The sequence below is a fragment of the Enterococcus sp. DIV0712 genome, assembly GCF_050554855.1.
Classification (GTDB): domain Bacteria; phylum Bacillota; class Bacilli; order Lactobacillales; family Enterococcaceae; genus Enterococcus; species Enterococcus faecalis.
The window spans coordinates 575,796-594,637 of record NZ_CP187333.1 but is presented as its reverse complement, the minus strand read 5'-3'; the positions used below and the strand labels follow the sequence as shown (position 1 = coordinate 594,637).

The following is an 18,842-nucleotide window of genomic DNA, read 5'->3' as shown; positions in this document are numbered from 1 at the left end:
ACCTCCTTTTTTCTATTTAACGGTGAAGACATTGTGTAAATTATTTAACCATTGAGGAATAGACAAGCGGAAACTTTCGATCATTTCTAAGTCGAACCCTCGGAAGAAGCCACTTAAAATAAATAATAAGATAATGGCACCAAGCATGCCACGTGTCATTCGGGTCCACCCTAAATCATCGACACCTTTACCGATTAAGATCCCTAATACAACTCCTGGGACAGCATTGCCCATGACTAATTGAGATAATCCGCCAAATAACGTTCCCCAGAAACCCGTCCGTTTTCCTGCATCTAAAGCCGCTAGCCAGAATAAAACGGGCATCACAGTATTGATTAAAATCGTTGCTGCAGGTACCAACACCGCAACTGCTGTTACTTGTAGCGATTCTGGAATTGCTGCAGCTGTACTATTTAAGAAAGCCACAGTCGCCATTCCTACAAAGGCCCCGACAATCCCCATTTTTTTGGGATTATGCATCGTTTTAGTGACATCTTTATCCTTTACCAATAAAATTGCTGCAGCCCAGTTAGGCACAATCCGGTGGGTCACATCTTGTGTAAAGGCCCCTGCTCCCACGGCCGAAGCCCAAGCATTAAAGAAAAAACCTAAACCAAAAGAAAAGTGTGATGCTGGATCTCCTTGTGCCGCGTTCATTTCTCCTAATGTTCTAAATGCCCCTAACCCTTGCGTTTGTGGTGCATGAAACATCCGAGCAGCGCCTGCGCCAGCTGCAAAACCTAGTAAACCACCAATAAGCAATGACTTCAGCAAAATGATTACAAATTCCATTCCTTCTTCCTCCCTTTATACGCCTCTTTTTGAAAGAAACGGAACTACTACTGCGTTCGGTTCTTTAATTGTTTCCGTTAAAAAATCAACTTCTTCGACTGCAATGGCTTGGATTTCCACTTCTACAGCTAGTTCGACATGATAAATCACTCTCTTTCTAGGAAAGAAGAAGAACAGAAATTTTTCTGTATAAACTTGTTCTTTTGCCTGACGAATAGTTACTTCTTTCGGTTCAATCCGGATGAGGACCTCTGTTGTTTCTTTTAATACTTTTTTTGAAACATCATTCAATGCACTTGCAAAAGCTTCATTCTTCTTATTACCTTTTCCAGAAACAATCACGGTTTGTGTTGACCGTTTTGTGGCATCCATAATTACCGCTCCTTTCTAAGTTACTACTTTCTATGCTCCGTGTTTCTTAATAAATGCTTCAGTTACTCGTTTACCAAGTTCTTCCTGATCCATAAAACCAAATCCAAGAACAGTTTTCCCATCGTTAATTGCTGTTACCCCTTCTTCGATTGATCGCATGCCATGTCTTTCGGGATACCCGTATTTAGTAGCAGCCGTTAACGCTCCTGCACCACCACTGCCACAGAAAGAAATGCCTAAATCTGCCTTTTCTTGTTGCATCACATCTCCTAAACGCATATCAGCGCCCATTCCTGGAACAACAACCGCGCGACCACCGGCTTGCTCCACTCCTTTTGCAACATTTTGTCCTTTTCCTAAACGATCTGCGATAACTACTGTAATCATAACTTTTCCTCCTATTAATTGTTTTGTTTAGCAACTTCAAAATGAACAGCTAAAACATACCACTCATCTTCTGATAACTGACCAATTGCTTCTGTTGTTTCTTGTGCAATTTTCAACGTTTCTGGTGTTAGTTCCGTAAATAACGTCCGATCAACACCAGCTAATGTCGTTCCTTCTCTTGAACGATTCAGCATCTCATTGAGATGGTTAATCAAAATCGTCCACTGTAATTCCGTTGGTTCAATTTGTGCTTCTGCTAATCGCGCACTGGTTTGTTTGATAATCGATTGTAGCTTTTCTGGTTCAGCACTTTGTCGAATGATCTCCTGTGCTTCCATTGCTAGTTCCATCCTCTTCCTCCTTTGGTTGTTCTAAATAATTAAGTAATGCTGAAATTTCAGCATGATTGACAGGTAACTCATTTTTAGCAAATAAACATTCAATTTGCCGAATTTCTTCTTGCCGTTCATGAGATACTTCTCTATTACAAGGAATCTCTTCGTATTGTTTATTAAACGTAATCCGATGTGTCATTAATAAAACGTGAAGTAAAAAGGCTTCTTGATATTCGCTCAGTAACTTTGTTTGAAACATTCGTTTTAACTCTTCATAAATAATATACGCTTTTACTAATAAATCTTGGCTTTGTATCCGTTCATTTTTTTCAATTACATCAGATTTCGTGGAGCGAGCGGTACCCTTCCCTTGACGTTTCCCTAATAAAATTTTATCGACCTCTTCCCGAATTAAACTTAAGTCTGTGTCCGTCAACAATGGACTAACTTTAATAAATGGGTATGTCATTTCTTCAATTGGGAAAATACTCAATACCAAATCGGGCTTTTCTGCTTGAATCACTTCAGTTGCATTTAAAACAGAAGCAAACCCCGCGAGTTCAACGTTTGGTACTTCCTCTAAAATTTTTTGTTCAATTAAACTGGTCACACCTAAGCCCGTCGAGCAAACATACACAATCCTAACAACTTTAGCTTCCTGCTGTTGTCGTTCCTGAGCTGCCAAAAAATGCAACGCAATATATGCGCAGAAAGAATCGTTGACTAACAAAACAGAACGTTGAATTAATTGTTTACAGGCACTTTGAATAGCTAAAAATAACGCTGGGTGTTTTCCTTTGATTTCTTCAGAAAACGGATTGTATTCATTAATAAATAAATGTTTCTTTGTAAAACGTAAGGACAGGTGTGCAAACAAGTTCGTAAATAATTGGCGATCATTTACAAAAGGATAATTCAGCTCTTTTGAAACGCTTTCAATCACTTGCTTTGTTAATTGAACCATATCTTGCCGTTGATGAGTTCCGAATAAATCACTATAAATATAAAAATATTCATCCGCTAATAAAGGCAAGTCATAACGTTCAAACACCTCTTGTAAAAGTAAAAGTGGTACTTCGTTCCGTTGTTCAAAGCGTGTTTTTTGTGATAACACTCGGTAAGTCCCAATTGTATGTGCCATCTGCATACGTGCTGCGGCAATTGCCACTCTCAACGTAATAGATAATATTTCGGCATAATCAAATTGATTTTGATCGAGTGGATTAATTAAATTTCGCATTTTTTTCAATGCACTACGATAACAACCTTGAAACAATGTCCCTGACCCAAATTTAATTTTAGGGATCTTTTCAGCCCCTTTTGTCTTTGTCACATAGTTCATAATTTGGTAAATATCGTATTCTGTAAGTTCTTTTTGAGTGATAAATTCCATCAGTAATCGTACATTGCTTTCTTCACCACTGATTGTAAACCCTTGCCGTGCTTGGCGAATTAAGGTTAAATCATATGCTTGCAGCAACCGTTCGACCTGTTCCAAATCACTGACAATTGTGTTTCGACTCACTAATAATTCATCTGCTAGCTGCTGTGCCGTTAAGTAACCTTTGACTGACAATAGCTGAAAAATCAATACATTGACTCGTCTTTTTTGATCAGGATAGGTTTCAAATCGATCGACATCGATAATTTCATTTTTTAACAGTAAGCGTTTAGAGTCAGGTAAATCTAGCCAGATTCCCTTATTTCGTTTTGAATAAAGTGTCTCATCGTGCTGTTCAAACCAAGCACGAATATCTTCTAAATCATACTTAATTGTTCGAACGCTGACAGTAAAGTTCTCAGCTAATTCTTGCGTGGTAATACTCCCTTCCAAATCCAAAAGCATCAATAAAATATTTATCGCTCTTTTGGACAACAACACGGTCATGCCTTGTCACCTCTTTTCTTTTCCCTTTACACTTAAAACTATAGCGTTATTTTATCTGTTCCACAACACAAAAAAGTTGCACTTATAAAAGTGCAACACTTCTCTTTTCATACAAAAAAAATCCCTTAACAGTAGTAACTGTTAAGGGATACCACACTATTTATTTGCATAAATAGACAGAAACCTTCTCCACAAAAGTATTCTGTCCGACACGTTACAAATCCGGTAACTGATAGCCGTACTATCTGGTGTCGTTGTGTTTGACAATCACTAGCCGTCAAAACGGAATAGCCGAAGCTATCTGATTGAGTCAACTCGTCGCATAAAACACACTTTAACACAGAATAGTTTGGATAGCAAGTGATGGTAATTATTCGTTATCGAACCATTCTTGATAAAAACTTTCAACAATTTTAACGGTTGCTATCGTTAATTCTTTCGTCATTACGGGGCTAGTTAACTTTTTGTCTTGTAAACATTGATTCACATGATTGATTTCATAGGTAAATTCACTAGTGAATTGTTCAGACCATTTGACAGTGTTGCCTTGAGCATCTGTATAATAAGCACAATCTGTTTTCCAGAAATTAGGAATAACGATTTGCCCTTTTGTCCCACAGATGGTCATTTCACTAGGTATCTTTAAACCAACATTAATAAAAATATTGCCCAGCGTCCCTTCAGCAAATTTCAAAGCTAAATTACATTGACTATCCGTCGCCCCTTGCTGATATGTTGCGGTTCCCGTAACCTCTTGAATCTCTTTCCCTAATACGTATTGTAAGTATTGTAATGGATAACTTCCTGAGCCATGAAGCGCTCCACCACCCGCTTCTCTCGAGTAAAACCAGGGAATATGGTCCACATTGGGATAGGCAGTAACTGACTGAACCCATAAAATCTCTCCCAATCTCCCTTCTTGAATTGTCGCCTTTACTTTTTGGGTAATTGGTAAAAAGACAGACTTCTGAGCTTCCATTAGAAAAACCCCTTGCTCCTGTGCGATTGCGAAGAGTTCTTCTGCTTCAGCAGTATTTAATGTAAATGGTTTTTCCAGTAGGACGGGTTTTCCTTGTGATAACGCAAGCTTAGCTGCTGAGTAATGTCCTTGATTGTAGGTGGGAATATAAATAATATCAATTGTTTCATCCTTACATAACTCTTCATAACTGCCATAAGCCACCGGAATCGCTAATTCTTTAGCCATTTTTTGAGCATTCTCTAAACGCCTTGATGCAATCCCGCGCACTTCAGCTTGCGCGCTTTCTCGAATCCCTGCTACAAATCTTGGGACAATTTGGGCAGTACTCATAATTCCATAACGAATTTTATCCATGTAATCGCCTCCTCTTTCACTATACGAGAAAAACGAATATTTGGAAACCATTTCAACAAAAAAAGAAACCGTTTCCCCAAAACGATTTCTTTATATGTAAATTAACGGATACCAACGCTAACTTTTAAAGCTTGATTGACCTGTTCCATCTCTTCACGAGAAAGTTGACAAACCTTGTGTAGCATTCGTTCTTTATCCAATGTTCGAATTTGTTCTAACAAAATAAGTGATGGCGTCCTGCACTCGTTATGGGGAATTTCGATGAGGACTTGCGTTGGTTGCAGCCGCTTGCTTACGTTACGGGTAATCGGTGCAACAATCAACGTTGGACTAAATAAGTTACCTTTGTTATTTTGAATAATCAGGACAGGTCGAATCCCACCTTGTTCGGAACCAACAACTGGTGAGAGATTCGCATAAAAAACCTCACCTCTTTTTATCATTCAGATTCCCTTCCCTCCTTTTCCTTTAAAAAATTATAGCATATTGTTTCTTGCAATATTTTCAACTTTTTAGCTATCCCTTAAAATATTTGATAAAACCACCCTTTAAAAGTCAAAAAAAAGCTTAAACAGTCGACTCTGATATAGAGACGACTATTTAAGCTGACTATTACATTTTTGTTAAAATACTATCCACTTTTGTATTAATTAAATCAATAGCGACGTGGTTTTCGCCACCTTCTGGCACAATAATATCTGCATAACGTTTCGTAGGTTCAATAAATTGGTGATACATGGGCTTCACGACTGTCAAATATTGTTCAATCACAGAATCCAAAGTACGGCCACGTTCTTCCATATCACGCTTGATTCGACGAATAATACGGATGTCATCATCTGTATCCACATACACTTTAATATCCATTAAATCCCTTAAGCGGCGATCTTCTAAAATTAAAATCCCTTCAAGAATAATTACTTCTTTCGGTTCTTGGATCACCGTTTCTGTACTTCTTGTATGCGCAACGTAGTCATAAACTGGCTTTTCAATGGCTTGATAATTTAACAGTTGTTCAACATGTTGAATCAATAAATCTGTATCAAACGCAAAAGGATGATCATAATTGGTATTTAAACGTTCTTCAAAACTCAAATGGCTCTGATCTTTATAATAAGAATCCTGTTCTAACATCATAATTGAATGATCGGGAAAATTATTAAAAATCGCACGGCTAACACTGGTTTTTCCGCTTCCTGATCCGCCAGTAACACCAATGATAATTGGCTGACTATCTTTCATGTATAAACCTCTTTCTTTTCAAAAACTTCATTGTCTTTTACTATTATAATGAAAACTCTGAAGAATGCCAGACCTTTTCCAAGACTTTTCATGTGATTTTTATCTTCTTATGAAAAATCTGCCCACACTTCTTTCAATTACAGTATACTTATCAATAAAAGGAGAATCCTACCTATGATTAAAAAAGTCAAAAAAGAAGCACTTACAACTGCGCATTACGCTCTTCTTTATGAGGCAGATCCATCAAAAAAAATGGTGGCAGATTACATTACCCGCGGTATTTGCTTTGACTATCAGACTGAAGAACTTCAAGGAATTTTAGTCCTGTTGCCGACTCACCCACGGACATTGGAAATCGTAAACATCGCTGTCTCAGAAGAAAGCCGAGGGCGGGGCATCGGACAAGAGTTATTACATTTTGCCATTGATTTTGCCAAAAAAGAAAAGTATGATTACTTGGAGATTGGGACTGGGAGCACAGGCTTTCAACAGCTATATCTCTACCAAAAAGTCGGTTTTCGAATAACACATATTGAACCAGATTTTTTTATCCATCATTATGATGAGCCCATTATGGAAAACGGCTTGCCTTTAAAAGATATGGTTCGCTTACGGTTACATTTAAGTTAAAAAACAACATTTCCTGTACAGGAAATGTTGTTTTTTAATGCCCAAGAATTGGTAACAACTCATCTAGCTGTTGAATCGTATAATTGGGTTGAATGGTTGGTGTTGCTGGAGCGGAGGTCGGATTGAGCCAAACAGTTTGAATTTTCGCTTGTTGGCCTCCTTGAATATCTGAATGCAAAGAATCGCCAATAATCATTGTTTTTTCTCGACTAAAATTAGGAATCCGTTCAAAAACAAAATCAAAATACTCTTTCATCGGTTTTTGATAACCCACTTCTTCTGAAACAAAAATATCTTTAAAATAAGGCATTAATTTCGAATCTTCCAATCGACGATACTGTGTTTTTGCCACTCCATTTGTCACAATATATAAATCATAATGGGGTGCTAATTTTTCCAAGATACGTTGACTATTGCCAAGCAAGTCATGTCCTTGACTTAAATATTCTCGGTAGTTTTCTCCCATTCTAACGCTATCAACTTCTCGATTAAACGCGTCAAACAATAAACCAAACCGTGTATCAAGGAGAACATCTTTTGTTATTTTTCCTTCTTCAAATGAACGCCATAATCCTTGATTAATTCGGTGGTACGTTGACTCGACTTCAGATGTAAATGGTACATTTTCTTCTTCAAATAAGGCATGGAGCGCCTTCTTTTCAGCCAATTTAAAATCTAACAATGTATCATCAACATCAAAAAGCAATGTTTTCATTTCCGTTCCTCTTCTCTTTTCAAATTACTCGGTAACGCTTTGCTTGTTTGTTGTTTTTCAATAAAAAAATAAGGCAATAGCAATTGTAACTCTTCTCTTGTTAATGAACGATAAGCACCTAAAGGTAATTGCGGATCTAGCCACAACGGCCCCATAGTTTGGCGTTTTAAAGCAGTCACTTTTTTCCCCACAGATAAAAACATTTTTTTCACTTGGTGAAATTTTCCTTCTTGAATAGTCAGGAAAACATGACTCTCCGTTTCAGTCGCTGCAAGAACAGTTATTTTTGCTGGCTTACATTGAATGCCTCCTTGCAAAACAATCCCATCTTTAAATTTAGCACAATCTTCTGCAGAGACCAAACCATTGACTTTCACTTCATAACATTTCGCTACTTCTTTATTTGGCCGAATTAATTGATACCCTAATTGGCCATTATCTGTTAATAGAAGTAACCCTTCCGTATCGCCATCGAGTCTGCCCACTGGATAAAGACCAGGGCGTCTGTCTTGTGGTGCAATCAAATCAATGACTGTTTTTTTAGATGCATCTGAGACAGCGCTAACCACACCTTTTGGCTTATTCAACATATAGTACACATGTGTCTCATGCGAAATTAATTGTCCTTTTACTTTAATCATTTGTAATTGCGCATCGACATTTTGGCTTTCATTTAAAGTCACGATGCCATCCACAGTGACCTGCTTGCCTCTGATTATTCGTTTCACCGTTTTGCGTGATCCAAACTGAAGTTCTTCTAGTAATTTATCTAATCGCATTGTTCCGCTCCATTCTGGTATTAGTATAGTGGAATCCGTTAAAGATGAAAAGTAGAAAAAGGTAATTCCTTGACGTATAAAAATATAAGTGTTACGGTTAATAAGTAAAGTAAATAAAGGTTTCTCAAAAACAGCGTAATGACCTGGGAGAGAACAACGATAACAATGAACCATTCCCATGAGTGTTGCCTGGCAATATTTGTGGGGATTTTTTGATTATTGTTAGCATTTTTCTAGACAAGAACAACTGAAAAAAGAGTTTCTTTTTTCCATTATGTTTTGTTTCTGAGTTTAACCAAATCACTCATTATTTCAAGGAGGAATTAGGTTATGTCAGTACAATTAGAAGTTAAAGAAAGAGCTATCCGTCCACGTTCACTAAGAAATCAGCTACGTCACGAAGGGAAAGTACCTGCCATTGTTTACGGTTACCAAATTGAAAGTACACCAATCTATTTTGAAGAAAAAGACTTATCAAAAATTTTACGCGAACATGGTGCTAACACCGTTATTAAAATGACAGTTGATGGCAAAAACATCAACACATTAATGTCGAAAGCACAATTAGATACCTTTACTGGTCAAATGCTTCATGTTGAATTCTTATCTGTAAATATGAAAGAAACAACAGAAGTCGAAGCAGAAGTTCAATTAATTGGTGAATCTGCGGGTGTGAAAGCTGGGGGTACCTTAGCTCAAAACTTGTACACTGTTTTAGTGGCAGCCACACCAGATAAATTGCCAGAATCAATTGAAGTAGATATTACAAACTTAGAAATTGGTGATGCTCTTACAATCGCTGATTTACCTGAACACAAAGACTATGAAATTTTAACTGATCCAGAAGAACAACTAGTTGCTATTGTTGAAGCACAAACTGCTCCTGAAGAAGAAGAAGGAACAGCTGCTGAAACGACTGAACCAGAATTAGCCGAATAAAGAGTACACTTTTGTTCAGCTGATTCTCTTAAGTTTTAGAAATGGGATGTACGTTGAAACAACGTACATCCCATTTTCTTTTTACTGCATATCTTGATTTCTTCACATAAATGATGACACCTGCAAAGCTAGGAAGCTACAGAGGAATATTAAATTTTTGCTAATCTACGCAATATTTTCCAACGAAACAATTTCTTTTTTTTAAATTTGCAGTATACTAAAAGTAAGTAAACAAAAAGGAGGTCATCCATATGTTTGAACGTTTTGATAGTGACCGTAGCCGCTATGCTTCATTAGGTGTTGTTTCCAGCTTACCTAGTGGCTTAATTGATAGTATTTGGTTGATTATTGACTTAAATCTAAAAGGGGTTATCCCTTTAAACGACTTACTTCACTTTGATTTGTTGAACAATAATGGCAAGGTGACTGTCCATTTTTCTCAAGAAAATAGTTCAGTAGAAATGGCCATCGACTTACCATTTAGTTATTCTACGGCATATCCGTCGCGAATTTTTGCTTTTGATGATGGCCATCGTGAAACGATTTTATTACCTGCAGAAATGTTAGAATCTTAAATAATTTCAACAAACAAAAATACCACCGAAAGAAACACTCGGTGGTATTTTTTAATTTTAAAATTTTACGCCTTGCGGTTTACAATAAAAGAGTAAATTGCGATACAGATAATCGCTCCTAGCAACGCTGAGATAATTGGAAAACCGCCGATGACTGGTCCTAAAGAAGGCAACAAGAGTGATGCTACCCAACTTCCTAAAAAGCCCACGATAATATTTCCAATAATGCCACCTGGAACATCTTTTCCTAAAATTGCGCCAGCAATTGCGCCAATAATTCCTCCGACAATTAATGCCCATAGAAAGCTAAACATTTGAAAAACCTACCTTTCATAGTTGATTTTTTTAGTTAATTTTCCTACTTTAAGGATAAAACAGAAAGCAGACTTTTTCAAAAGATAGGACTTTTCAGAAGTCAATTTATTCTTCTACATAAGCTAAACGATAGGATACTGTGCGACCAAAAGAAAATACTTGCAAACCTTGTAAGCGATCTGATTTCAAGTAACCAATGGCTCCTTGGAATAAGGGTAAAACACCGGCATCTTTTTCAATTAATGTTTTTTCTAAACTTAGTAATTCATTCCAGCGTTTTTCAGGTTCATTGGCGTAATCTTTTCTAACTTTTTGGAGACCCGCATCATACGCCGAATCGTTATAACCAGAAGTATTTAAGCCACTTTTCGAGTCATAAAATTCTAAAAAATTAATGGGATCAGCATAGTCAGGTGTCCATGTTCCAAAGGCTAAATCGTAATTACCTGCTGTTTGTAAATCCAAACGATTTTGCAAAGGCAATGATTTTAATTTGATTGTTAAACCTGGTAAATTTTGTTGCAATTGCCCTTGAACAAATTCAATGGTTTTCTTGGCAATCGCTGAGTCCGCTGAGATTAGTTCCAATTCAATTTTATCTTTGCCCAACTCTTCTTTCGCTTTGGTCCAGTTAGCTTGGGCTTCTTTAATATTATATGGTAATAAATCACCATTTTCTTTGCGGAAATCTTCACCTGTATCTGGATTTTTTGCAAAATTAGCTGGTACAAAACCATTTAAAGCTGTCGAGCCATCTCCTAAAATTTCTTTTGCAAAAGTTTCTTTATCAATCGCTTGTAAAAAAGCTTTTCGAACATGTTCGTTGCCGGTGATTTCACGGCGATGATTAGGGCTTAAATAACCTACCATAGCTTTAGGCACAAAATGCGCTTGTTTTGACTCTTTATACTGAAGTGCATAAGTATCTGCTAAAACAGTATAATCTAAGTCGCCATTATCAAAAAGATTGGCTCCTGTGCCAATTTCTTTCACTACTTGAACATCAATTTCATTCAATTTTACGTGTTCTTTATCCCAATAATGATCATTCTTCTTCAATTTCCAAGTTTCGGAATTGCCATCCCAACCTGAAATTACAAACGGTCCATTGCCAACAAAATTATCTGCAGAAGTCCCATAGGCAGTACCTTTTTCTTTGGCAAAGGCTTCATTTTTAGGCATAAAAGGTGTCCCAACCAAGACTTGGGCTAAATAAGGAATTGGATTTTCCAATGTTAGTTCTAGTGTCTGGTCATCGATTGCTTTGACACCAAATTCTTCCATCGTGGCTTGTCCTTCCCGCACCGCACGCCCATTTTTAAAAATATCCATTTGATTACTGCTACTTGAACCGTATGCTGGATCGACCACGTTTCTAAACGCAACTACAAAATCCCCTGCTTTAACTGGATCCCCGTTTGTCCATTTTGCTTCTCGTAACTTGAATGTATAGACTAACCCGTCTTCACTAACTTGTGGCTCTGCTTTCGCCATAGCTAGCTCAGGATCTCCGTTTTTATCTTGTCGATACAAGCCTTCAACTACTTGACCAATCATATCGGAACTATAGACATCTGTATAATGAGCGCTGTCTAATGTCGAGAGTTCACCACCAGATGCGACGTTAATTTTCTGTGTAGCTGCTTCATTCGAGGTCGTTTTCGAACCGCCACTTCCACATGCTGCTAAAACCAAGCCTAGTGCAACAAGTCCGATTAACCACTTTTTCTGTTTCATACCAAAACTCCTCCTTCTGTTCAAACAACTTACCTACATTTTACATGATTTTCCATACATTTGTCCTTTTTCAGCACTTACTTTTTGAAAGAAAAATATTTTTTTAAGAATAAGAGTTGACAGATATTTTTTCTGGTGGTACAGTATTGAAAAACAGAGAACAGAAGAGTAACTGTTTCCTTTAGTGAAGAGAGTCTTTGGTTGGTGGAAAAAGACGTAAAGAAACAGTGAACCACATCTGGGAGTTGACTTTTTGAACCCTTAGTAGGAAAGTCCGGGACCACTCGTTAACAGGCGAAGTTATGAACTTCATAAGGTTCGTGTTGCGAAACACGAATAAACTAAGGTGGAACCACGATAATTGATTATTCGTCCTTTGGCTAGTCAGCCAAAGGACTTTTTTGTTTTTTAGATGCGCTTTTCAAACTGAGAGAATGCCTTAACCGCTCCTGTCTGTTGTCCCCTTTTCTATGTGCTCAATGGGATACGCTAGAAAAGCAACAGGTTTTCTGTTCCGTTCGAACAATTTCATACTTACAATCAAGGCTTAGGACATAGTAATTTAGCTCTTCCTTTACAGAGACTTTTTCATTGGCTGAAAGAAAAAGATGGATTCTTCTTTACTCACACCTAAAAGATGTTTTTCTGAATCCTTTAGTAAGAAAAACCGGTGACTCTATCGTTAACAGAGAGTAGTTGTCAACGCAACTACATAAGGCTTATCTTGTGAAAGATAAGTAAATTGAGGTGGCACCACGAATGCGATTCGTCCTCTTGGCTCACAGCCAAGAGGCTTTTTTGTTTTTTAATAAAAATTGTTGGAGGAAAAAATGATGGATTATATTTTAGAAATTTTACCTGCTTTAGTTAGCGGAGCTGGCATGACACTGAAAGTCTTTTTCTTTACGCTCCTTGGCTCGATTCCACTGGGGATTATCATTGCCTTTATTTTACAAAGTTCGTTTAAACCTTTACGTTACTTAATTAACCTCTACATTTGGTTAATGCGCGGCACTCCGCTATTGTTACAATTAATTTTTGTTTTTTACGGCTTACCATTAATTGGTATTGTCTTTGAACGTTACGATGCGGCCTTATTCGCATTTATTTTAAATTATGCTGCGTACTTTGCTGAAATTTTCCGCGGGGGGATTCAAGCAATTCCCCAAGGTCAATATGAAGCTGCTAAGGTTTTACGTTTAACACGTTTTCAAACAGTCACGCGGATTATTTTGCCACAAGTTGTTAAAATCGTGCTGCCTTCCGTAGGAAATGAAATTATCAATTTGGTCAAGGATACTTCTCTTATTTATGTACTTGGCTTAGGCGATCTTTTACGTGCTGGTAAAATTGCGATGAGCCGCGATGTTACATTAGTACCATTAGCTTTAGTGGGAGTGATTTATTTACTCTTTACGGCAATTTTGACTGTTGCTTCTAAGAAAATTGAAAAATTCTATCAATATTATAAATAGGAGGACTCTACCATGTTAACTATTAAAAATTTAACCAAACATTTTGATAACCGGACCATTATTGATCACTTAAATTTAGAAATTCCAGATGGTAAAATTTTAACGATTGTTGGTCCTTCAGGCGGCGGAAAAACCACTTTACTTCGTTGTTTGGCTGGTTTAGAAACCATTGATTCTGGCGAGCTTTTGTTGGATGGTGTTCCTTTCAATCCTGCTGAAATGGACAATGCCGATCAAGTGGTTGGGGTCGTTTTCCAGGACTTCCAACTTTTCCCTCACTTATCAGTTTTAGAAAACATTACCTTAGCACCTACATTAGTACTAAAAGAAGAAAAAGCAAAAAGTCAGCAAGAAGCTTTAGAATTACTGGAAAAATTGGGCTTGGCTGGTAAAGAAAAACTCTATCCGTACCAACTTTCCGGTGGACAAAAACAACGAGTTGCACTTGCTCGTGCCTTAGCAATGAAGCCAAAAGTTCTTGGGTACGATGAACCAACGAGCGCGCTAGATCCAGCTTTACGCCAACAAGTGGAAGAAGTTATTTTAGATTTACGGAAACAAGGCATGACACAGATTGTCGTGACCCACGATATGGCTTTCGCTGAAAAAATTGCAGACAATCTTTTGACGGTTGCCCCCGTCCAATAGAAAGGAGTTTATGATGAAAAAGAAATATTCTTTAGCCTTGCTGGTTATCTGTTGTAGTTTACTCCTATTTGCAGGTTGTGGTAAAAGAAAAAGCAACGAAGATCAATGGACACGGATTAACGAAGAAAAACGGATTATTATTGGCTTAGATGACTCCTTTGTGCCCATGGGTTTTCAAGATAAATCAGGCAAAATTGTCGGCTTTGATGTCGACTTAGCCAAAGCGGTTTTTAAACTTTATGGCATTTCCGTTGACTTCCAACCGATTGATTGGTCTATGAAAGAAACAGAATTACAAAATCAAACCATTGATCTTATTTGGAACGGCTACACTAAAACGAGCGAGCGGGCCGAAAAAGTTCAATTCACACAACCTTACATGACGAACGACCAAGTACTTGTTTCTTTAAAAGAAAAAAACATTGCAACAGCGAGCGACATGCAAGGCAAAATTTTAGGGGTTCAAAACGGCTCTTCTGGCTATGATGGCTTCGAAAGTCAGCCCGACGTTTTGAAAAAATTTGTTAAAGACCAAACGCCTATTTTATATGACGGCTTTAATGAAGCTTTCTTAGATTTAAAATCTGGCCGAATTGATGGGCTCCTAATTGATCGCGTCTACGCCAACTACTATCTTTCCCACGAAGATAATTTAAAAAACTATACTATTTCTCATGTCGGCTATGACAATGAAGATTTTGCTGTGGGCGTCCGCAAATCAGACAATCAATTAGTCCAAAAAATCAATACTGCCTTTGAAACGTTACGAAAAGATGGCACCCTTAGTAAAATTTCTCAAAAATGGTTTGGAGAGGACGTTACAAATAACACAAAAATAAACTAAATAACGAATAAAAAGGTGTACTGCTGACTTAGTACACCTTTTTATTTGAATCAAATTCTTAGCAAATTCTAACTTATGAAGAACTTTTATTTTTGCTACACTAGTAAAAGTCGAGAGAATTTGTCCTTTTCTGCCTAGAACAATCATTACTCTCAATAAATGAAAGGAGAAAAAAATGCCTACTAATAAAAAAGAAGGAATGCTTTTTACTACGTTAATGTGCTTTCTGATGGTTTTCGGAATGAGCACCTATAATTTATTATTGCATGGAGAATTTTCATTGTACGCCTTATCAAAAGGTTTGCTTCCTGGATTTATCGTTGCTTTTATTTTAGACGTTTTCATCGTTGGTGTCTTAGCTAAGAAAATCGCTTTTTCTTTACCCTTTAATAAAGAAAAACGGCTATTACTTATTCTGACCATTTCGAGTCTCATGATTATCGGCATGGTGACTTGTATGTCTTTATTTGGCTTATTAATGGAAGGCCAGACGTTGTCACTAAGTGCGTATTTCCAAGCTTGGGGCCTGAACTTTATTGTTGCCCTTCCTTATCAATTGCTGATTGTCGGTCCCTTTTCACGTATGATCTTAACCAATTACCAACAACGACAAACTTAGAAAATAGATTTTCATTATTTATTAACTTTTACTATACAAAAAAGAAGTGAAAAAATGTAATACGCCTCCAAAATTAGAACAAAAATCTAACTTTGGAGGCGTATTTAAACTAGCAAAATATGATTATGCATTCAAGAACAAAGTAGTAAAAGCTTATCAAAATGGAGAATAGAGGCTATCAAACACTGGACAAAGCAATTTAATATCTCTTCATATTCCACTGTACAAGAATGAGTCAAAATAGTAGAAAAATTTGGTTTTAAAGTCCTTCATCAAAAAACTGCCAACGGATACACCTGAATTTAAGCATTCGAAACATAATCAAAACGGAACATCCTAATTAAGAATGATGCTCTAGCTGAATCCTTTTCTTGATTTGTTTAATGATAAAGTTTTGTCCTTTCCATATTGCTAAACACTCGAATATAAAAGCGATTCTTGACAAAAGAAATTAATAAATTGATTTCCTCTAATTATCAGCGAAGCAAAACGCAACTTCGGTTCAGTGTTCAATACAGTAAACGTTTCATTTCATAAAAATACCGACTAGATTTCTCCAGCCGGTATTCGAGCTCAATTTTGTATTTTACTAAAAAATTCTATTTTTTAATTTAGACTTCTTCTTCAATAATAAAACGTGGTCGCCCCTTAACTTCGGAATAAATTTTACCAATATATTCGCCCACAATAGACAGACTGATTAATTGAATTCCCCCTAAAAACCAGATACTGATGATAAGAGAAGACCAACCAGCTTCAACATTTCCTGTAAAATGTTGTATCAAACTATAAATCATATAAAAGATACCAATTAATAAAGTAATAAACCCTATGTTTCTAACCATTTTAATTGGTACAATTGAAAAGGAAGTAATGCCTTCCATAGCAAAATTAAGCATTTTTTTTAGCGGATATTTTGACTCACCAGCTACTCGAATATTTCTTGAATAATAAACTTTTGTACTAGGAAATCCAACTAATGGAACCATCCCTCTTAAAAATAAGTTTTCTTCTTTAAAAGTTAGTAATACCTTAGTCGCCCGATTGCTCATCAAACGAAAATCTGCATGGTTTGGTACGGTATTCACACCTAGTTTATTCATAAATGAATAAAACATTTCTGCAGTTTTTCTTTTGAACGCGGTATCTGTATCACGGTTACTACGAACGCCATAAACAACATCGTTTCCATCATGATAAGCATCAATCATTCCCTCAATTGCCTCGACATCATCTTGTAAATCTGCATCAATCGTAACAATCATATCTGCAAATTGAACCGCTGTCGTCATACCAGCTAAAAGTGCATTTTGGTGACCAAAGTTGCGACTAAATTTAAGACCTTTAAAATGTTCTTCTTGTTCAGATAGTCTTTTAATAATAGCCCATGTTTTATCTTTACTACCATCATCCACAAACAAAATGGAACTTTCTGTGCTTACTTTATTCTTAGCAATCATTCGTTTTAAAAAATCCAACAATACCTTGCTAGAAATAGGTAGTACTTCCTCTTCATTATAACATGGTACTACTATAAAAAGTTTTGACATTTTCTTTTTTCCTCCTATTAGCTGTTGTTAACACACTTTCCCATCCAATTGCTGAAAGTAAATAGAAAAATGGTAAAAATTGAATTAAATAGCGTGAGCGACCACCTTCAAATAATAGTAGAAACATCATAGCTCCAATAATAGTAAGCTTTATGATAATTTCTCTATATGAAATTTGTTTTTTATCAAAGGAGACCGTTGTTAAGTACATACCAAATAACGTAAATATCCATAAAATTTGCATATAAAAACGGAGTGTCCGTGTTCTTTTTCCTTGCTGATAGTAAAAATCTCTGAAAAAACTCTGAAATTTAGATTTAGATTTATTTTCTGGTTTTTGAGGAGTTCCATCTCTTCCCCAACCAAAATCACCACGATCAGTATTATTAAAATGCTTTTTGATAATAAATTTCAGATAACCACCTACTCCATAATCTTGAAGTCTTTTTTTTATTGTCTTCCCTGCATACTCTTTCCTTTCCTTAGTTGTTTTGAGCTTACTCATGGTTGATACATCTTGTGAGTTATAACCGCCACTTCCAGTTAAACCCATCATCATCCAATGTGTCATAGGGAATTGTTTTTCTTTATCATATTGAATAACCGTCTGTTGATTTTTATAAATAGTAAATGTAGTTACTGAACTTACCATTCCTATAACAAATAAACAAACACTGAGTATGTTAACATATTTCCTGTTTTTTTTGTAATTTGCAACAAAAATTACTATAAATACTATTGTCCAAGCAATTAAAAATATAATTGCAGAAGGTTTAATCAAAAAGGTAATTCCGCATAATATCCCTAAAAAAAGAATACATATAAAATGATGTTTATTCTTTTTTCCAAGAAAAGAATAAACCAATAGTACTAAAGAAACAAACATAAAGGAAAGACTATCAGTATAAAGAACTAATAACCATGGTGATAATGCTAGACTAAACATAGATAGATATAAAACTAGATAACTAACTCTTTTCGAAAAAAGTCTATTAGCTGCTACTGTTAATACACCTATACCCGTATCTAAAACAACGATATTCAATAACTGCCAAAAAAGCCATGTATTACCAATATTAGGAGAAAAGTGATTTACTAAATTAATAATTCCCAACATTAAAAAAAAGAAAAAAGAATTATTAGGATACATCGATAAATAATTGCTAATGGATTCATTGGTTACATCTAAGTTTTTTAGCCCATTAAAAATACTACCAACATCCCAACCAATTGGGGCGGTAGTTACTGCTACAATAATTATTTGGAAAACAACTGTAATGGCAATCAATATAAATGTTATTTTTTTCAGATGTTTTTTCAAAAAAAATATCATATTCTCAAAAAAAATAAGGAATCTTTTTCTATAATAGCTAGAAACTATCAACATTGTCATAGCAACTATTATAAATAGAATACAAATCAGGTGAGACGCTTTTAATTCTGACAAGTTTAAATTATCGGATTGAACAGCTCCAAAAATAGTCAATAAAATGACTATTGAACTGACTATATTTATCAATTTAAAAATTGAATTTTCTATTTTCATTATCTTTATCCTTTCTCATAAACCTCCAAATAGAATACACTAACAATTAAAAAAATTTCTTATTTTTATAAAAAATAAATAATCCAAGGAAATTGTAACATGAAATATCCTATTCATT

General features: G+C 36.0%; 21 protein-coding genes and 2 other annotated features. Of the genes, 7 read left to right on the top strand and 14 right to left on the bottom strand.

Translation table 11 applies throughout. From position 1 onward, the window contains the following. Window positions 1–12 precede the first annotated feature (12 nt). The 8 genes from IGL42_RS02880 to udk form a co-directional block, all read right to left on the bottom strand. A complete protein-coding gene (locus IGL42_RS02880; RefSeq protein WP_002355709.1) occupies window positions 13–792 on the bottom strand; it encodes a DUF4311 domain-containing protein in 780 nt (259 codons plus the stop codon). Between the two features lie 15 nt (window positions 793–807). Beyond that, window positions 808–1,164 carry a DUF4312 family protein gene (locus IGL42_RS02875; protein WP_002355708.1) on the bottom strand — a complete coding sequence of 119 codons (357 nt, stop codon included), beginning with the start codon at window positions 1,162–1,164 and terminating at the stop codon, window positions 808–810. A 30-nt stretch (window positions 1,165–1,194) separates the two neighbouring features. Next, window positions 1,195–1,551, bottom strand: coding sequence for a glycine-rich SFCGS family protein (locus IGL42_RS02870; protein WP_002355707.1), 357 nt, complete (start codon window positions 1,549–1,551; stop codon window positions 1,195–1,197). A 14-nt stretch (window positions 1,552–1,565) separates the two neighbouring features. After that, entirely contained in the window at window positions 1,566–1,889 is a 324-nt protein-coding gene (locus tag IGL42_RS02865) for a PRD domain-containing protein (RefSeq protein ID WP_002386165.1), read from the bottom strand. Then, window positions 1,855–3,774 carry a BglG family transcription antiterminator gene (locus IGL42_RS02860; protein ID WP_002388793.1) on the bottom strand — a complete coding sequence of 640 codons (1,920 nt, stop codon included), beginning with the start codon at window positions 3,772–3,774 and terminating at the stop codon, window positions 1,855–1,857. Before IGL42_RS02860 ends, IGL42_RS02865 begins: the two co-directional genes overlap by 35 nt. A gap of 370 nt (window positions 3,775–4,144) precedes the next feature. Then, window positions 4,145–5,110, bottom strand: a complete 966-nt coding sequence (locus IGL42_RS02855; protein WP_010710773.1) for a Gfo/Idh/MocA family protein — start codon at window positions 5,108–5,110, stop codon at window positions 4,145–4,147. Window positions 5,111–5,211: 101 nt separating this feature from the next. Next, the gene (locus tag IGL42_RS02850) at window positions 5,212–5,553 is read right to left on the bottom strand and encodes a type II toxin-antitoxin system PemK/MazF family toxin (protein ID WP_002355703.1); all 342 of its coding nucleotides are present in this window, start codon (window positions 5,551–5,553) and stop codon (window positions 5,212–5,214) included. Between the two features lie 169 nt (window positions 5,554–5,722). After that, window positions 5,723–6,352 carry a uridine kinase gene (udk, locus tag IGL42_RS02845; RefSeq protein ID WP_002355702.1) on the bottom strand — a complete coding sequence of 210 codons (630 nt, stop codon included), beginning with the start codon at window positions 6,350–6,352 and terminating at the stop codon, window positions 5,723–5,725. A 174-nt stretch (window positions 6,353–6,526) separates the two neighbouring features. Here udk and IGL42_RS02840 point away from each other — a divergent pair, with 174 nt between their 5' ends. Further along, a complete protein-coding gene (locus IGL42_RS02840; protein ID WP_010710774.1) occupies window positions 6,527–6,982 on the top strand; it encodes a GNAT family N-acetyltransferase in 456 nt (151 codons plus the stop codon). Between the two features lie 34 nt (window positions 6,983–7,016). Here the strand turns inward: IGL42_RS02840 and IGL42_RS02835 are convergent, their stop codons facing one another. Together IGL42_RS02835 and IGL42_RS02830 are read right to left on the bottom strand one after the other, a co-directional pair. Further along, on the bottom strand, window positions 7,017–7,697 hold the full coding sequence (locus tag IGL42_RS02835) for a YjjG family noncanonical pyrimidine nucleotidase (RefSeq protein ID WP_002378056.1): 681 nt from the start codon (window positions 7,695–7,697) through the stop codon (window positions 7,017–7,019). Beyond that, a complete protein-coding gene (locus tag IGL42_RS02830) occupies window positions 7,694–8,476 on the bottom strand; it encodes a 16S rRNA pseudouridine(516) synthase (RefSeq protein WP_010710775.1) in 783 nt (260 codons plus the stop codon). Before IGL42_RS02830 ends, IGL42_RS02835 begins: the two co-directional genes overlap by 4 nt. Window positions 8,477–8,806: 330 nt before the next feature. Between IGL42_RS02830 and IGL42_RS02825 the strand changes: the two genes are divergently transcribed. Together IGL42_RS02825 and IGL42_RS02820 are read left to right on the top strand one after the other, a co-directional pair. Next, window positions 8,807–9,415, top strand: coding sequence for a 50S ribosomal protein L25/general stress protein Ctc (locus IGL42_RS02825; protein WP_002358773.1), 609 nt, complete (start codon window positions 8,807–8,809; stop codon window positions 9,413–9,415). 251 nt (window positions 9,416–9,666) lie between these two features. Then, window positions 9,667–9,990 (top strand): DUF960 domain-containing protein, encoded by a 324-nt coding sequence (locus IGL42_RS02820; RefSeq protein ID WP_002355697.1) that lies wholly within the window; start codon window positions 9,667–9,669, stop codon window positions 9,988–9,990. Between the two features lie 65 nt (window positions 9,991–10,055). Here IGL42_RS02820 and IGL42_RS02815 read toward each other — a convergent pair whose 3' ends face one another. Both IGL42_RS02815 and IGL42_RS02810 read right to left on the bottom strand, forming a co-directional pair. Next, complete coding sequence (locus IGL42_RS02815) at window positions 10,056–10,304, bottom strand: GlsB/YeaQ/YmgE family stress response membrane protein (RefSeq protein ID WP_002355684.1); 249 nt, start codon at window positions 10,302–10,304, stop codon at window positions 10,056–10,058. Between the two features lie 106 nt (window positions 10,305–10,410). Then, on the bottom strand, window positions 10,411–12,042 hold the full coding sequence (locus IGL42_RS02810; protein WP_002404754.1) for a peptide ABC transporter substrate-binding protein: 1,632 nt from the start codon (window positions 12,040–12,042) through the stop codon (window positions 10,411–10,413). Between the two features lie 147 nt (window positions 12,043–12,189). Beyond that, window positions 12,190–12,422, top strand: a binding site (T-box leader). A gap of 154 nt (window positions 12,423–12,576) precedes the next feature. After that, window positions 12,577–12,819 (top strand) — a binding site (T-box leader). A 53-nt stretch (window positions 12,820–12,872) separates the two neighbouring features. Here IGL42_RS02810 and IGL42_RS02805 point away from each other — a divergent pair. The 4 genes from IGL42_RS02805 (at window position 12,873) to IGL42_RS02790 (ending at window position 15,628) form a co-directional block, all read left to right on the top strand. Continuing rightward, the gene (locus IGL42_RS02805) at window positions 12,873–13,517 is read left to right on the top strand and encodes an amino acid ABC transporter permease (RefSeq protein WP_002383057.1); all 645 of its coding nucleotides are present in this window, start codon (window positions 12,873–12,875) and stop codon (window positions 13,515–13,517) included. 12 nt (window positions 13,518–13,529) lie between these two features. Next, window positions 13,530–14,165, top strand: coding sequence for an amino acid ABC transporter ATP-binding protein (locus tag IGL42_RS02800; RefSeq protein ID WP_002358764.1), 636 nt, complete (start codon window positions 13,530–13,532; stop codon window positions 14,163–14,165). A gap of 10 nt (window positions 14,166–14,175) precedes the next feature. Continuing rightward, on the top strand, window positions 14,176–15,009 hold the full coding sequence (locus tag IGL42_RS02795) for an amino acid ABC transporter substrate-binding protein (protein ID WP_002355679.1): 834 nt from the start codon (window positions 14,176–14,178) through the stop codon (window positions 15,007–15,009). Window positions 15,010–15,184: 175 nt separating this feature from the next. Beyond that, entirely contained in the window at window positions 15,185–15,628 is a 444-nt protein-coding gene (locus IGL42_RS02790; protein WP_002355676.1) for a hypothetical protein, read from the top strand. Window positions 15,629–16,239: 611 nt separating this feature from the next. Here IGL42_RS02790 and IGL42_RS02785 read toward each other — a convergent pair. Next, entirely contained in the window at window positions 16,240–17,178 is a 939-nt protein-coding gene (locus tag IGL42_RS02785; RefSeq protein WP_002376017.1) for a glycosyltransferase family 2 protein, read from the bottom strand. Further along, entirely contained in the window at window positions 17,144–18,724 is a 1,581-nt protein-coding gene (locus IGL42_RS02780) for a membrane protein (protein WP_002396935.1), read from the bottom strand. The genes IGL42_RS02785 and IGL42_RS02780 overlap by 35 nt, the downstream gene beginning before the upstream one ends. Window positions 18,725–18,842 lie beyond the last annotated feature (118 nt).

Excerpts from the sequence above, each read along its gene's own strand:
- IGL42_RS02870 (WP_002355707.1), bottom strand. The coding sequence starts at position 1,551 with ATGATTACAGTAGTTATCGCAGATCGTTTAGGAAAAGGACAAAATGTT.
- IGL42_RS02805 (WP_002383057.1), top strand. The coding sequence starts at position 12,873 with ATGATGGATTATATTTTAGAAATTTTACCTGCTTTAGTTAGCGGAGCT.
- IGL42_RS02840 (WP_010710774.1), top strand. The coding sequence starts at position 6,527 with ATGATTAAAAAAGTCAAAAAAGAAGCACTTACAACTGCGCATTACGCT.
- IGL42_RS02780 (WP_002396935.1), bottom strand. The coding sequence starts at position 18,724 with ATGAAAATAGAAAATTCAATTTTTAAATTGATAAATATAGTCAGTTCA.
- IGL42_RS02850 (WP_002355703.1), bottom strand. The coding sequence starts at position 5,553 with ATGATAAAAAGAGGTGAGGTTTTTTATGCGAATCTCTCACCAGTTGTT.
- IGL42_RS02865 (WP_002386165.1), bottom strand. The coding sequence starts at position 1,889 with ATGGAAGCACAGGAGATCATTCGACAAAGTGCTGAACCAGAAAAGCTA.
- IGL42_RS02855 (WP_010710773.1), bottom strand. The coding sequence starts at position 5,110 with ATGGATAAAATTCGTTATGGAATTATGAGTACTGCCCAAATTGTCCCA.
- IGL42_RS02820 (WP_002355697.1), top strand. The coding sequence starts at position 9,667 with ATGTTTGAACGTTTTGATAGTGACCGTAGCCGCTATGCTTCATTAGGT.
- IGL42_RS02875 (WP_002355708.1), bottom strand. The coding sequence starts at position 1,164 with ATGGATGCCACAAAACGGTCAACACAAACCGTGATTGTTTCTGGAAAA.
- IGL42_RS02835 (WP_002378056.1), bottom strand. The coding sequence starts at position 7,697 with ATGAAAACATTGCTTTTTGATGTTGATGATACATTGTTAGATTTTAAA.
- IGL42_RS02860 (WP_002388793.1), bottom strand. The coding sequence starts at position 3,774 with ATGACCGTGTTGTTGTCCAAAAGAGCGATAAATATTTTATTGATGCTT.
- IGL42_RS02830 (WP_010710775.1), bottom strand. The coding sequence starts at position 8,476 with ATGCGATTAGATAAATTACTAGAAGAACTTCAGTTTGGATCACGCAAA.
- IGL42_RS02880 (WP_002355709.1), bottom strand. The coding sequence starts at position 792 with ATGGAATTTGTAATCATTTTGCTGAAGTCATTGCTTATTGGTGGTTTA.
- IGL42_RS02800 (WP_002358764.1), top strand. The coding sequence starts at position 13,530 with ATGTTAACTATTAAAAATTTAACCAAACATTTTGATAACCGGACCATT.
- IGL42_RS02810 (WP_002404754.1), bottom strand. The coding sequence starts at position 12,042 with ATGAAACAGAAAAAGTGGTTAATCGGACTTGTTGCACTAGGCTTGGTT.
- IGL42_RS02790 (WP_002355676.1), top strand. The coding sequence starts at position 15,185 with ATGCCTACTAATAAAAAAGAAGGAATGCTTTTTACTACGTTAATGTGC.
- IGL42_RS02785 (WP_002376017.1), bottom strand. The coding sequence starts at position 17,178 with ATGTCAAAACTTTTTATAGTAGTACCATGTTATAATGAAGAGGAAGTA.
- IGL42_RS02825 (WP_002358773.1), top strand. The coding sequence starts at position 8,807 with ATGTCAGTACAATTAGAAGTTAAAGAAAGAGCTATCCGTCCACGTTCA.
- IGL42_RS02815 (WP_002355684.1), bottom strand. The coding sequence starts at position 10,304 with ATGTTTAGCTTTCTATGGGCATTAATTGTCGGAGGAATTATTGGCGCA.
- IGL42_RS02795 (WP_002355679.1), top strand. The coding sequence starts at position 14,176 with ATGATGAAAAAGAAATATTCTTTAGCCTTGCTGGTTATCTGTTGTAGT.
- udk (WP_002355702.1), bottom strand. The coding sequence starts at position 6,352 with ATGAAAGATAGTCAGCCAATTATCATTGGTGTTACTGGCGGATCAGGA.